Source organism: Acetatifactor aquisgranensis (assembly GCF_943193215.1).
Taxonomy (GTDB): Bacteria; Bacillota; Clostridia; order Lachnospirales; family Lachnospiraceae; genus Acetatifactor; species Acetatifactor aquisgranensis.
Window position 1 is genome coordinate 162,265 of the sequence record NZ_CALPDH010000005.1, and the last position, 13,237, is coordinate 175,501.

Below are 13,237 nucleotides of genomic sequence, written 5' to 3' on the forward strand. Positions count from 1 at the left end.
GACAGATGGGCAAGACGGCATTTATCTTTCCGGGACAGGGCGCACAGTACAGCGGCATGGGAAAGGATTTTTTCGATAACTTTGAGACGGCCAGGCGTGTCTATGCGACGGCGGGGGAGGCCACGGGACTGGATGTGGCCGAACTGTGCTTTACGGAAAACGCCGATCTGGATGTGACGGAATATACCCAGATCGCCATGCTGGCTACTGAGGTGGCGATTCTGAAAGTGCTGGAGGAAAAGGGGCTTAAGGCGGACTGTGCCGCGGGACTGAGCCTTGGGGAATACGGCGCGCTGGCGGCTGCGGGGGTGATGGAGCTGCCGCAATTGTTCTGGCTGATTCGCTGCAGGGGCATTTTCATGCAGGAGGCTTATCCGTCGGGCGGCGCCATGTCGGCGGTGCTGGGACTGGATGCGGAGACCATTGGCCGTATCTGCCGGGAGACAGAAGGGATTGTGTCCATCGCCAATGACAACTGCCCGGGGCAGATCGTGATTACCGGGGAGGCACAGGCTGTGCAGGCCGCTTCGGAGAAGCTTGCGGGAGCCGGGGCGAAGCGCTGCATTCCCTTGAAGGTCAGCGGGCCCTTTCACTCTAAGCTGCTCGCGGGAGCCGGGGAGAAGCTTGCGGCAGAACTGGAGGGCATTTCGGTGCATGCGCCGAAGATTCCTTATCTGTGCAATGTGGAGGCGGATTATGTGACGGAGAGCGGCAAGATCAAGGAGCTTCTGGTCAGACAGGTATCCTCCACGGTAAGATGGCGGGAGACCATGGAGCGCATGCTGGCGGACGGCGTGGATACCTTTGTGGAAATCGGGCCCGGGCGGACGCTGGCAGGCTTTCTGAGGAAGATGAACCGCGACGTGAAAGTGCTGAATGTGGCGAAAGTGGAAGACATGGCGGCGGTGCCGGGACAGACACCCTGATTCCCGCAGGCCGTGCACGGTACGGTCAACTTTGTGCCGTAATCAGCCCGCAGGCTGTTCGGGGCATTTGGTCCATGGGGACCGAGAACCGGTCAGGCATGGATTTTGTACTGCTTAAAAGTTAAAATTTCCGAGTAACCTGACTGCATAACGCCAGCTGTAGCGGAGAGTGTGCGGCAGGAGAAATGGGGGAGTGAAAATGGAAGAGGAAAAGACAGTGACGGCAGATAAGGAATTAGCCGGAAAGGTGGCGCTGGTGACAGGAGCCAGCCGGGGCATCGGAAAGGCCATCGCCCTTGCGCTGGCTAAGCGGGGGGCCGCAGTGCTGGTGAACTACAACGGCTCCAGGGAGCGTGCCCTGGAAGTGGTGGCGCAGATAGAGGCGGCCGGCGGACAGGGAGAGGCTGTGGGCTGTGATGTGTCCGATTTCACGGGATGCGGCCGGATGGTGGAGGAAATCATCGCGAAATATGCCCATGTGGACATTCTGGTGAACAACGCGGGCGTGGCAAGGGATAATCTGGTGGCGCGCATGTCCGAGGAAGACTATGACTATGTCTTAAATACGAATCTGAAAGGCGCATTCCACACCATCCGCCACCTGACCAGGCAGTTCCTGAAGCAGAAAAGGGGCAAGATCATCAATATCTCGTCCGTGTCAGGCGTGGTCGGCAACGCGGGGCAGGCCAATTACGCCGCCTCCAAGGCCGGGCTGATCGGGCTGACGAAAAGCGTGGCAAAGGAGCTGGCGGGCAGGAATATCTGCGTCAATGCCGTAGCGCCGGGCTTCATCGAAACGGAGATGACTTTAGAGATGCCCGAGAAAGCCAGGGAGGGAGCCGTGGCATCGATTCCCATGGGCAGGATGGGCAGCCCTGCGGACGTGGCTGAGCTGGTGGCCTTTCTGGCAGGCGGCAGATCGGATTATATCACGGGACAGGTCATATGCGTGGACGGCGGCCTGGTGTGAGAAGAAGTTTTATGGAGGATGTGATATGAAGCGGAGAGTAGTAGTGACAGGCATGGGGGCCATTACCCCAATAGGTATCGGTGTAGAGGCGTTCTGGGAGGGAATTTTGCAGGAGCGGGTAGGCTTTGCTCCGATTTCGAAATTCGACGCGAAAGCCTATAAATGTAGTCTTGCGGCGGAAGTGAAGGACTTTGCGCCGGAGCGGTACATGGACAAAAAGGCGGCAAGGCGCATGGAGCTGTTCTGCCAGTACGCCGTGGCGGCGGCAGGGGAGGCTCTGGCGGACGCGGCGCTGGACATGGAAAAGGAAGACGCCTATCGGGTGGGCTGCTTTGTGGGCAGCGGCGTGGGCAGTCTGCAGGCCATGGAGCGGGAGTGCGGCAGACTTTCCGAAAAAGGCCCCTCCCGAGTGGGTCCTCTGTTCGTGCCGTTGATGATATCCAATATGGCGGCCGGAAATGTCAGCATCGCCTACGGCTTAAAGGGGAAGAGCCTGAATGTGGCCACTGCCTGCGCTACGGGCACGAACTCCATCGGGGAGGCATTCCGCTCCATCCAGTACGGGGAGACGGACGTATGCGTGGCAGGGGGAGCGGAGGCGGCTGTGAGCCCCATCGGAATTGCGGGCTTCGCCGCGCTTACGGCACTGTCCGACAGCACGGATCCCCACAGATGCTCCATCCCTTTTGACAAGGACAGGAGCGGCTTTGTCATGGGGGAGGGCTCCGGAATCGTCGTCCTGGAGGAACTGGAGCACGCGAGAGCCCGGGGAGCCCATATCTACGCGGAAGTGCTGGGCTACGGCTGTACCTCCGACGCCTATCACATCACCTCTCCTGCGGAGGACGGCGCGGGAGCGGCCGCAGCCATGCTTAATGCCCTGAAGGACGGCGGCGTGGAGCCGGAGGCGTTAAGCTACATCAATGCCCACGGCACGGCAACCCATCACAATGATCTCTTCGAGACCAGGGCCGTCAAGCTGGCTTTCGGCGACCATGCGAAAGAGATAAGAATCAATTCCACCAAGTCCATGATAGGCCATTTGCTGGGCGCTGCCGGAGCGGTGGAGTTCATCGACTGTGTGAAAGAGATACAGGAGGGCTTCATCCACAGGACAGTGGGACTTCAGGAGACAGAGGGGGAGATGGACCTGGATTACTGTAAGGAAAGCCACAGGGAGGAGGTTCCCTATGCCCTCAGCAACTCCCTCGGATTCGGAGGGCACAACGCCAGCATCCTGTTAGGCAGGACAGAATATTAAAATATATTATAAAACGTATTAAAAGAAAGGAAATTGCGTCATGTCGTTGTATACCGCAAAGGAGATTATGGAAATCATTCCCCACAGGTATCCTTTTCTGCTGATAGATACAATCGAGGAGCTGGAAGCGGGCAGGCGGGCCGTGGGGCGGAAATGCGTCAGCATGAACGAACCTTATTTTCAGGGACATTTTCCGGGAAACCCTGTGATGCCGGGGGTATTGATCCTGGAGGCCATGGCCCAGGTGGGAGCGGTTGCCATGCTCTCCGCAGAGGAGTGGAAAGGGCAGACCGCGTATTTCGCCGGAATCGACAAGGCGAAATTCCGAAAAAAGGTCATCCCCGGGGATGTGCTGACCATAGAGGCTAAATTGGTCAAGTGCAAGGGCCCCCTGGGCATAAGCGAGGCGGTGGCTGCTGTGGACGGCAAGGTGGTGGCCCGGGCCCAACTGACTTTTGCCATTGGGGCAGGCTGAAATCATAGGAATATTGCGGTAAAGGAATGGAGAGGACGGATATGAGCGGACTGTTCAGGAAAAAAGCATCTGGAAAAGCGGACCAGTTACGGGAAAAGCGGACTACATTTTTTACAAGACAATCAGACAAAAAAGCGGATTCTGAAATGCAGCGGGGGGATACTCCTCAGGGAGAGGACAGGGCTGCCGGGGAGGCCTCCCTTTCCGAGGCGAAAAAAGTACCGGCGGGGCAGAATCCCCAGGGGCAGGAAAAAGAAAACTACATGATACGCTGCCCCAAATGCGGGAAGATGGTGAATCGGGACAGAGTGGCCAGGCGGAAGTATATCTGCTATGAATGCGAGGGGTATTTCCGGGTCAGGACAGGCAATCGCATCCGCATGGTGGCAGACCCTCATACGTTTGAACCCTGGTTCACGGATATGCCTGTCAGAAACCCTCTTTCCTACCAGGGATATGAGGAAAAGCTGGCGGAGGCCAGGGAGAAGACAGGGCTGGAAGAAGCGTTCACAGTGGGACGGTGCAAGATTTTCGGCGCGGACGCCGTATTGGGCATCTGTGATTCCCGGTTCCTCATGGCCAGCATGGGCCAGGTGGTGGGGGAGAAAGTCACCGCGGCCGTGGAGCGGGCTGTGGAATTAAAGCTGCCGGTGTTCTTCTTCTGCTGCTCCGGAGGAGCCAGGATGCAGGAGGGCATCATCTCTTTGATGCAGATGGCCAAGACTTCCGCGGCGATTCGGAAGCTGGGAGAGGCCGGGCTTTTATACTGCACCATACTCACCGATCCGACTACGGGCGGCGTCACCGCCAGCTTTGCCATGCTGGGGGATGTGATTATGGCGGAGCCGGGAGCCCTCATCGGGTTCGCGGGGCCCAGGGTCATCCGGCAGACCATCGGGCAGGAGCTGCCGGAGGGGTTTCAGACAGCGGAGTTTCTGGTGGAGCACGGCATCATAGACGGAATCGTCAGGCGGGAAGTGCTGAAGAAGACTCTTTATTTCCTAATCAAATCCCATCAGGGCAAAGAGGGGGAATACGCGGACTTCACCGGGGGAAAGGACTTCCATTTCGTGCTGAACGAGGTGCTCAAAGAGCAGACCTGGACCACGAAGCCTGCGAATGTCTGGGATAAGGTGAAAGCAGTCCGCAGATTGGAGCGGGCAAGCGCCTGTGACTACATGAGCTGTATCTTTGACTATTTCGTGGAGGCCCATGGGGACAGATGCTTCCGGGACGATCCGGCCATCATCGCCGGTATCGGTTTCCTGGAGGGCCAGCCGGTGACGGTGATCGCGGAGCACAAGGGAAAGGACGGAAAGGAGTGCCAGCGGCGCAATTACGGCATGCCCATGCCGGAGGGCTACCGCAAGGCCCTGCGCCTGATGAAGCAGGCGGAGAAATTCCATCGCCCGATTGTAAGCTTCATCAATACTTCCGGCGCTTACTGCGGCATCGAGGCGGAGGAGAGAGGGCAGGGCGAAGCCATTGCCAAATGCCTGCTGGAGATGTCGGCTTTAAAAGTACCCGTGTTGTGCATTTTCATCGGCGAGGGCGGCAGCGGCGGCGCGCTGGCCACGGGAGTGGGGAACGAGGTGTGGATGCTGGAGAATGCCACCTATTCCATTCTTTCCCCGGAGGGATTTGCCTCGATTCTGTGGAAAGATTCCTCCAAGGCCAGGGAGGCCAGCGAAATCATGCGCATCACGGCACAGGATTTAAAACTCCTGCGGGTGGTGGATAAGATCGTTCCGGAGTTCGGAGGCGCGGACAGCACCACTGCCGGTGCCATCGGCGGATATCTGAAAGAGCAGATTATGGCGTTTCTGGAAGGGTACCGGGGAATGACCGGCGAGGAGATTGCCGCCCAGAGATATGAAAGATTCCGCAAATATTAAGGGAAGAGGATTGGCACTTCGGTGCCATCGCGCAGCGATTATAATAGGAGAAAAAGATGTCGATTAGAATTATGGGAACGGGAAGCGCCCTCCCCGGGCGGAGGGTGGAAAACAGAGAAATCGTGGAGCTGGTGGACACCTCGGATGAATGGATTCGGGAGCGCACCGGCATCGGCAGCAGGCATGTGTCCACAGGAGAGACCGTAGCGGCGCTTGCGGCGGACGCCTGCGGGCAGGCGCTTGCGGACGCGGGCAGGCAGGCGGAAGAGGTGGAGCTTCTGCTGGTGGCCACCTGCTCCCCGGAGGATGTGGCCCCCTGTATGGCCTGCCAGGTCCAGAGCAGGATTGGAGCCGGGAATGCCGTGGCATTTGACTTAAACGCGGCATGTGCCGGTTTTTTGTTTGCGCTGCACACGGCATGGGCTTATGTGGAGGCGGGAATCTACCGCAATGCCCTGATTGCCGGAAGCGAGGTGCTGTCAAAGCTGGTAGACTGGGAGGACAGGGGCACCTGTATCCTGTTCGGGGACGGCGCAGGAGCCGTCTATGTGGAGAAGTGCGAGACCGGCGGCATCCTAAGCTTCGTGCAGCACGCGGACGGCAGCCGGGGAGCAGTGTTGGCAGGCGGCAGCAGGCCTCTTGAAAATCCCTGGGCCGGCCAGAGAGATTTTCAGAAATTCCTGCGGATGGACGGAAGGGAAGTATTCGCTTTTGCGCTGCGCCAGGTGCCGCTGAATGTGGAGGAGGCTCTGGGAAAGGCTCATCTTACCGTAGGGGATGTGGAACTTTTCGTGCTCCACCAGGCCAACCGCCGCATCATTGAAGGAATCTCAAAACGGCTGGGGGCAGATATTTCCCTCTTTCCCATGAATCTGGATCAGGTGGGGAATACTTCCTCCGCGGCAATTCCCCTTTTGCTGGACCAGCTGAACCGGAAAGGGAAACTGAGGCGGGGGATGCGGCTGGTGCTGTCCGGATTCGGGGCCGGACTCACCTGCGGGGCCTGCGTGATGGAATGGTGACAGGGGAAATGCCTATTGACTTTTTCGCGGAAACGGGTACATTATTATTATACGGCCTGTTGCTGGGGCCGAGGGCCGGGAGAGGATAACGGGGAGAAATGGTACAGAATACAAAGCGTTCCATAAATGAATTGTTGGTCAGTCTGTTCAACCATGTGATGGACATGGAGGCAAAAGCGGTGATTACAGAGGAATACAGGGACATCTCCAACAACGATATGCACATCATAGAGGCAATCGGCGTGGAGGAGCCCAGGAATATGTCCGTGATAGCCCATCGCCTCTCCGTCACGGTGAGCACCCTGACTACGAACATGAACGGACTGGAACGGAAAGGCTATATCAAAAGGGAGCGCAGCGAGAAAGACAGGCGCGTGGTACACGTCCTTTTGACGGCCAAGGGGAAGAAAGCATTCTATCACCATCGTGACTTCCACAAGAAGATGATCAGGGCAATTGTGAAGGGTTTAGGCGAGGAGGAGATGGAGATTCTGTACCGCTGTCTTGTGAATTTGAATTCTTTCCTGGAGGATGGAACACAGGGGAACTGACGGGAAGAGAGCGTGATTTACATGGGTATAGGTGAAAAGGTCAATCAGATGCTGGGCAGGCTAAAGACGGCCATCTACGGCAGATTCGCGATGATACTGCTGGGTTTTCTGGCGCAGCTTATTCTGTTGGCGGTGGGATATTTTTTCCTGCGCAACTACAGCTATCTGTTCTATGTGCTGTTTCTGGCAATCAGCGCCATTGTGGTGATTTATATCTACAATGCGCCCGGCAATCCGGATCTGAAGCTGTCCTGGATGCTGCCTATTGCCATATTGCCTGTCTTTGGCGCTATCTTCTATATGACGATCGTCATGCAGCCGGGTACCACGGTTCTGTACGACAGACTCATGACTCTGTCTGAGAATACGAAGAAATATGTGGTCCCCAGAGGGGACACAAGGGATAAGCTGCGGACGGAGAGCCCCCACATGGGACAGCTGGCCCATTATCTGGAGAAATATGACAACAGCCCGGTCTATGACAATACACAGATGAAATATTATTCCCTGGGAGACAGCCAGTTCGTGGACATGGTGGAGGAGCTGAAGAAAGCGGAAAAGTATATCTTCATGGAGTTCTTCATCGTATCCGGGGGACAGATGCTGGGGACTGTTCTGGATATCCTGAAGGAGAAAGCGAAGCAGGGCGTGGAGGTGCGCTTCATGTACGACGGCACCAATGTGCTTTGGAACCTGCCCGGCTTCTTTCCGGACATGCTGGAGGCGGAAGGGATACGCTGCAAGATGTTCGCGCCAATCCGCCCCATTTTTTCCACCCATTACAACAACCGGGACCACCGCAAGATTCTGGTCATTGACGGCAAGGTGGCTTTCACCGGAGGCATCAATCTGGCGGATGAATATATCAATGAAAAGGAGCGCTTCGGACACTGGAAAGATGTGGGCGCCATGATTTCGGGAGATGCCGTGGAGCGGTTCACCTATATGTTCCTGGAGATGTGGGATGTGGACGAGAAAGAGCCGGAGGCATACGGAAAATATGTACTTCCGCCGGAGGCGTCCCTGTCCAGCGACGGCTATGTCATTCCTTACAGTGTCTGCCCGCTGGGGTCGGAGCGGGTAGGGCAGATGGTGTATCTGGAAATCCTGAATACGGCCCACACCTACGTGCATATCATGACGCCATATCTGATACCGGATTATCAGCTGCTGACGGCCATGACCTATGCCGTGAAACGGGGGGTGGAGGTAGTCATCCTCATGCCCCATATCCCGGACAAGAAATACGCCTTTCTGCTGGCGAAGACCTATTATAACCAACTGTTGGAGGCAGGGGTGCGGATCTGCGAATATGAGCCCGGTTTCGTCCATGCCAAGGTATTCATCTCCGATGATGTGAAAGCCGTGGTGGGCACGGTGAATCTGGACTACCGGAGTCTGTTCCATCATTTCGAGTGCGGCGTGGTGCTGTACCGAAATTCCCAGATAGGGGTGATGGAGCGGGATTTTCAGGATACGCTGGAGAAATGCATCGAAGTGAAAGTAGAGGATTATCAGAAATTAAGGCTGCGGGACAGGGCAATCGGAAGAATCATGCGGCTTGTGGCGCCGCTGATGTGACGGCGCTTCGTTCAGAATATGCAAAGGGTAGGGTCTCCTGCCCTTTTTCTATCTATTTTTTTCAATTAAGAAACTTTTCGCCATGCGTATCGTCTATAGAGGCATGAGACGGCTGCCATGCCGGGAGGGAGGCATACTTTGAAAGATGCGGAGATACTGGATCTATATTGGGGGAGAGAGGAACAGGCGATTTATGAGACACAGAAAACTTACGGAAACTACTGCTATAGTATCGCCTGGAATATCCTGTACTCCAAGGAGGACTCGGACGAGTGCGTGAACGATACATGGCTGCGGGCGTGGAATGCCATACCGCCCAGGCGGCCGGGGCGTCTGGCTTTGTTCCTGGGGACCATCACCAGGAATCTGTCGCTGGACAGGTGGAAAGAAAGGCATGCCATGAAGAGAGGAAAAGGCGAGATGGAGATTGCGCTGGACGAGCTGGCGGAGTGTGTGCCCGCCGCCCACGATACGCAGGCCGAGGTGGAGGCCGCGGAACTGGAGAGGCTGGTGAACGACTTCCTGCGTGGGCTGCCTGAGCGGGAATGCAATATATTCCTGCGCCGCTACTGGTACGTGGAGGAGTACAGCGACATCGCGAGACGATATGATATGAAGCTGAACACAGTGAAGACTTCCCTGTTCCGCACAAGGGCAAAGCTTCGGGATTATCTGGAAAAAGAGGGTGTGTTGATATGAAGGACGGGAAGAAGCGCGGGGCAGTGCGGCTGATGGAGGCGCTGTCAGGAGTGGACGAAGATTTGCTGGAACGCTGCGGTCAGGATTGCAGGAGGCAGATTCACCGCGGACTTTGGCAGTGGAATATGAGGACCGCTGCAGCAGTATTGTGCCTGGCGGTGGCAGGTGCGGTCAGCTGGGGAGGGTATCAGTTGTCTAATCTGAAGATGGGCAGTTCCTCAGGAGGGAAAGCCCAGATGATGGCCACGGATTCGGAGGGAGACGGACAGGAGGCCGTACCGGAAGATATGGAACCTGAGGAATTTGGGGCGGCAAAGGAGGAATCCGCGCTGGATGATATGGCGGATGCGGGAGGCACGGACATGACGGGACAGCGGGAAGAAGCCGCCGGAGGCGTAGGGAAGAGTCAGGACGTTTCGACGGAAGAAGGAGCTGCTGAGGAAAACGGCAGTTCCGGCGCGGACAGTGATGGCTGCCTGCCTCTGCAGTCTCGGAAACTTACGGAGGCCCAGAGCAGAGAGGAGGCGGTACTGGGAGCCTATGTGCCCACGGTGCTCCCGGCAGGATATGCTTTTGAGGATGCCTACTGCACAGTGGATGACGAAGAGGCGAATCTGACGGTGTGCTGGAGCAGAGGGATGGATACCATCATGCTGCACCTGAGAAAGACGGAAAATCCGCCCGGAACGGTGGATGTAGAGCAGGAGGAAAGCTATGACGAGCGTCTGTACGAGATTCCATATGGGGAGACCGTGCCGGAGCAATATCGGGAAAGTTTCGACAACCCGGTGTTCGCCGCGGAGGATTTCAGCCTGGAAATCGTAGAAAGCCGGATGAAATCCTATGATGACCAGGGGGACACGGATACCCCCAGAGGGAATTTCGGCGTACTGTATCCTGATAATGTGCTGGTGCGTTTCAGCGGCCGGGGCACGGCGGTAGAAATCTGGGAGATGTTCTGTTCCATGGGGGAAAGCAAATAGAGCCGGCAAAAGCCGGCTCTATTCAGTGTCGTTTTCCCGCATCCGGTATCCCACGCCCACCTCGGTGAACAGGTATTGGGGCTGGGCGGGATTCTTTTCGATTTTCCGGCGGATGTTCGCCATGTTGACCCGCAGGATCTGATTGTTGGTTTCCGCGTAGGGGCCCCAGATGCGCCGCAGCATTGTGTTGTAGGTCAGCACGCGGCCCGCGTTCTCGGCCAGGAGCGAGAGCAGCTGGTATTCTATCTGGGTCAGGTGGACCTGCTCGCCGTCCAGATGAATGGTCCTCTTGTCCAAATCAATTTCCAGATTGAGGGCTCTGTAAATCTGGCTTGGCGCCTGGCTGCGGCTATGGCGCAGGGCGGTGCGGATGCGGGCCGTCAGCTCGCCCGGATAGAAAGGCTTGGTGACATAATCGTCAGCGCCCAGATCCAGCGCTTTCACCTTTTCCTGCTCTTCGCTGCAGACGGAGACGATGATGATGGGGATATGGCTCCAGCTGCGCAGTTCTTCCAGCACCAGAAATCCATCTATGTCCGGCAGGCCTAAATCCAGCAGAATCAAGTCAGGACAGAGGGAGGCCGCAAGGCTTAAGCCCTCTGTGCCGGTCATGGCAGTGGTGATGTGATAGCCGCTCCTGCCCAGAAGAGCGGTGATATACGAACAGAAACTTTTTTCATCCTCGATTAAGAGGATATGGACTTTGGCATTCATGATAAATCAACCGCTCCTTTTTGGAAGGGTGAAGGTAAATTCCGCACCGAGACTGTGATTCCTGCCTGTAAGGGTACCGTGGTGGGCCGAGATGATGGCTTTGCAGATGATCAGCCCGATGCAGGTCTTTTTGTGAGGGTCTGAGGCGGCCTTTGTCAGGGAATCGCTGTCGAAGAGCCGGTCCAGCATTTCCTCGGGGATGCCGCGTCCGTAGTCCCTGACGGTAAAGATTACGGAATCTTCGCCCTCCTCTACGATGACCTCCACAGGTTTCCGGCTTTCGGAATGGAGCAGGGCGTTTTCCAGCAGATTGATGATGACCTGCTCTATCAGCAGCGCATCCATGGACAGGATGATGATTTCGTCCGGAATGATGGCACGAATCTCAAAGCCGGGATGGCGCATCTCCATTTTCTGCAGTGCCTCCCCCAGCACCTCTTCTACGATTTCTTCCCTGGTGCTGACAGGGTTTTCCGTGTCCCCGATACGGGTCATGGCCAGGAGATTTTCCACAATGTTGATCAGCCAGCCGGAATCTTCATGGATATGGCCTACAAGTTCCAGCTTCTCCTCATCATCCAGAGTCTGGTGATTTTCCAGATAGAGGAAGCTGTTGCCCATGATGCCGGAGAGGGGCGTGCGCAGGTCGTGGGAGATGGCGCGTATGAGGTGGCTGTGGATTTTCTCCAGATCCGTCTCCTGCAGTGGATTTTCCTCCGGGACTTTTTCCGCTTTCTGGCCGATGAACCGTGAGGCCAGCAGGCCGGTTACAGCGACTGCGGCCGCCGCGCAAAAGGCGGCGTAGAAACCGCTGCCGCTCTGGGTGGAAGGTTGTGTGTGCTGTGTTGGATTCTGTTGATTTTTACGCATGCTATATCCTTTCCTTATTTGTCTGGGTTTGAAATGGTTGCTGTCTTCTATTATATATTTTTTGGATACAAGAAGCAAGGAAACGGGCATAAAGAAAATGTTAAGAAGTTGTAGTCATATGGATGTAAATCGGTCCATTTCTTAAAATTTTCCTTTTGGCTTGCGGCATCTGCCTTGGTGGGGTACAATGTTGACACAGAAGAGGAGAAAGGCAGTGGGAATGAAGCAGATGAAAGAGCGGGAAGCTTTTCTGGATAAACTGAGGGTGTTTGCCACCTGTGCGGTAATATTGCTCCACACAGTGACCGGGGTCACGGATGCCACGGATATGAATCTCTATCCGGGGGAGAAAAGGGTCTTCCTGGCGGTGATGGATTTGGTGTGCTGGAGCGTGCCGGTATTTCTGGTGATATCGGGGTACCTGTTCCTGAATCCGGAACGGCGGATCGGAATGGGGAAGATGCTGACGAAATACTGCAGGCGCATCGCGCTGGCCCTGCTCCTCTTCGGGGTGCCCTACGGATGCCTGGAGCTGATTGCCGCGGAAAGGACTTTTCGCCTTGGGATGCTCCGGGAGGCTTTTCTGGGGGTGCTGCGTGGAAAGAGCTGGTCCCATATGTGGTATCTCTACCTGATACTGCTCCTGTATCTGCTGACGCCGCTTATGAAGAGGGCGCTCAAGTCCGTTCCGCGGTGGGCGGTATACGGAACTGAGCTTGTGCTGTTTCTTGGGTGTTCTGTCCTGCCTTATTTATATGAGCTTTTCGGGTGGACAGACGGGCCTGCGCTGCCGGGTGACGGCATCTATTTCTTCTATTATATATGCGGATATCTGTTTGCGGCGGAGAGCAGAAACCGGAGAGGGAAAGCAGCCGGAAAGAAAATTCTGCCCGCCCTGACTCTTCTGCTGGCAACCGGCATGGCGGCCAGCCGCCTTTGGGGAGAGTATATCCTGCAGATGGCCTATAATTATCCGTTTACGGTTCTGCTGGCGTTAATGCTGTTCGCCTGGATGAGCGGCAGGGAAGAAAGGCCGGATAGAAAGGAGGAGCGCATCGGCTGTCTCTTTTGGAGGCAGGCCTCAGAGCTCAGCTTTGCGGTGTACCTGATTCACCCGGTATTTTTGAACCTTGCGTACAAGTTCCTGCATGTGACACCTCTGTCACATTTAGACGTACTTTCTCTGGGGGTATCCCTGCCGCTGTTTTTCATCGGCACGGCGCTCCTCTCAACAGCAGTCGCGTGGATTCTGTACAAAATACCGCCGCTGAGAAAATATATCCTGTGAAA

13 protein-coding genes are annotated in these 13,237 nt (G+C 56.1%); 11 read left to right on the forward strand and 2 right to left on the reverse strand.

Annotation, left to right across the window (positions count from 1 at the left end; translation table 11 throughout):
- Window positions 1-5 precede the first annotated feature (5 nt).
- From fabD to NFS35_RS06410, 10 genes are all read left to right on the forward strand, one after another.
- Window positions 6-926: an ACP S-malonyltransferase gene (gene fabD / locus NFS35_RS06365; RefSeq protein WP_251206366.1), complete on the forward strand. Its 921-nt coding sequence runs from the start codon at window positions 6-8 to the stop codon at window positions 924-926.
- A gap of 199 nt (window positions 927-1,125) precedes the next feature.
- Entirely contained in the window at window positions 1,126-1,896 is a 771-nt protein-coding gene (gene fabG, locus NFS35_RS06370) for a 3-oxoacyl-[acyl-carrier-protein] reductase (RefSeq protein ID WP_251206367.1), read from the forward strand.
- Window positions 1,897-1,921: 25 nt separating this feature from the next.
- Window positions 1,922-3,157, forward strand: a complete 1,236-nt coding sequence (gene fabF, locus NFS35_RS06375) for a beta-ketoacyl-ACP synthase II (RefSeq protein WP_251206298.1) — start codon at window positions 1,922-1,924, stop codon at window positions 3,155-3,157.
- 40 nt (window positions 3,158-3,197) lie between these two features.
- Window positions 3,198-3,632 (forward strand): 3-hydroxyacyl-ACP dehydratase FabZ, encoded by a 435-nt coding sequence (gene fabZ / locus NFS35_RS06380; protein ID WP_251206299.1) that lies wholly within the window; start codon window positions 3,198-3,200, stop codon window positions 3,630-3,632.
- Between the two features lie 41 nt (window positions 3,633-3,673).
- Complete coding sequence (gene accA / locus NFS35_RS06385; RefSeq protein ID WP_251206300.1) at window positions 3,674-5,527, forward strand: acetyl-CoA carboxylase carboxyl transferase subunit alpha; 1,854 nt, start codon at window positions 3,674-3,676, stop codon at window positions 5,525-5,527.
- 56 nt (window positions 5,528-5,583) lie between these two features.
- Window positions 5,584-6,549: a beta-ketoacyl-ACP synthase III gene (locus NFS35_RS06390; RefSeq protein ID WP_251206301.1), complete on the forward strand. Its 966-nt coding sequence runs from the start codon at window positions 5,584-5,586 to the stop codon at window positions 6,547-6,549.
- A 98-nt stretch (window positions 6,550-6,647) separates the two neighbouring features.
- Window positions 6,648-7,100 carry a MarR family winged helix-turn-helix transcriptional regulator gene (locus NFS35_RS06395; protein WP_251206302.1) on the forward strand — a complete coding sequence of 151 codons (453 nt, stop codon included), beginning with the start codon at window positions 6,648-6,650 and terminating at the stop codon, window positions 7,098-7,100.
- 21 nt (window positions 7,101-7,121) lie between these two features.
- Window positions 7,122-8,681 carry a cardiolipin synthase gene (gene cls / locus NFS35_RS06400; protein WP_251206303.1) on the forward strand — a complete coding sequence of 520 codons (1,560 nt, stop codon included), beginning with the start codon at window positions 7,122-7,124 and terminating at the stop codon, window positions 8,679-8,681.
- Between the two features lie 138 nt (window positions 8,682-8,819).
- Window positions 8,820-9,380 (forward strand): RNA polymerase sigma factor, encoded by a 561-nt coding sequence (locus NFS35_RS06405; RefSeq protein ID WP_251206304.1) that lies wholly within the window; start codon window positions 8,820-8,822, stop codon window positions 9,378-9,380.
- Window positions 9,377-10,363, forward strand: coding sequence for a hypothetical protein (locus NFS35_RS06410; RefSeq protein WP_251206305.1), 987 nt, complete (start codon window positions 9,377-9,379; stop codon window positions 10,361-10,363). The genes NFS35_RS06405 and NFS35_RS06410 overlap by 4 nt, the downstream gene beginning before the upstream one ends.
- Before the next feature lie 18 nt (window positions 10,364-10,381).
- Here the strand turns inward: NFS35_RS06410 and NFS35_RS06415 are convergent, their stop codons facing one another.
- Complete coding sequence (locus tag NFS35_RS06415) at window positions 10,382-11,077, reverse strand: response regulator (protein ID WP_251206306.1); 696 nt, start codon at window positions 11,075-11,077, stop codon at window positions 10,382-10,384.
- Window positions 11,078-11,083: 6 nt separating this feature from the next.
- On the reverse strand, window positions 11,084-11,947 hold the full coding sequence (locus tag NFS35_RS06420) for a sensor histidine kinase (RefSeq protein WP_251206307.1): 864 nt from the start codon (window positions 11,945-11,947) through the stop codon (window positions 11,084-11,086).
- Window positions 11,948-12,134: 187 nt separating this feature from the next.
- On the opposite strand from NFS35_RS06420, the gene NFS35_RS06425 reads away from it, so the two are divergent.
- A complete protein-coding gene (locus NFS35_RS06425) occupies window positions 12,135-13,235 on the forward strand; it encodes an acyltransferase (RefSeq protein WP_251206308.1) in 1,101 nt (366 codons plus the stop codon).
- Window positions 13,236-13,237: the final 2 nt, after the last annotated feature.

Bases quoted from the DNA above. Each gene is read 5' to 3' on its own strand.
- fabF (WP_251206298.1), top strand. From the start codon at position 1,922: ATGAAGCGGAGAGTAGTAGTGACAGGCATGGGGGCCATTACCCCAATA.
- NFS35_RS06425 (WP_251206308.1), top strand. From the start codon at position 12,135: ATGTTGACACAGAAGAGGAGAAAGGCAGTGGGAATGAAGCAGATGAAA.
- NFS35_RS06420 (WP_251206307.1), bottom strand. From the start codon at position 11,947: ATGCGTAAAAATCAACAGAATCCAACACAGCACACACAACCTTCCACC.
- fabD (WP_251206366.1), top strand. From the start codon at position 6: ATGGGCAAGACGGCATTTATCTTTCCGGGACAGGGCGCACAGTACAGC.
- cls (WP_251206303.1), top strand. From the start codon at position 7,122: ATGGGTATAGGTGAAAAGGTCAATCAGATGCTGGGCAGGCTAAAGACG.
- fabZ (WP_251206299.1), top strand. From the start codon at position 3,198: ATGTCGTTGTATACCGCAAAGGAGATTATGGAAATCATTCCCCACAGG.
- NFS35_RS06410 (WP_251206305.1), top strand. From the start codon at position 9,377: ATGAAGGACGGGAAGAAGCGCGGGGCAGTGCGGCTGATGGAGGCGCTG.
- NFS35_RS06390 (WP_251206301.1), top strand. From the start codon at position 5,584: ATGTCGATTAGAATTATGGGAACGGGAAGCGCCCTCCCCGGGCGGAGG.
- accA (WP_251206300.1), top strand. From the start codon at position 3,674: ATGAGCGGACTGTTCAGGAAAAAAGCATCTGGAAAAGCGGACCAGTTA.
- NFS35_RS06415 (WP_251206306.1), bottom strand. From the start codon at position 11,077: ATGAATGCCAAAGTCCATATCCTCTTAATCGAGGATGAAAAAAGTTTC.
- fabG (WP_251206367.1), top strand. From the start codon at position 1,126: ATGGAAGAGGAAAAGACAGTGACGGCAGATAAGGAATTAGCCGGAAAG.
- NFS35_RS06395 (WP_251206302.1), top strand. From the start codon at position 6,648: ATGGTACAGAATACAAAGCGTTCCATAAATGAATTGTTGGTCAGTCTG.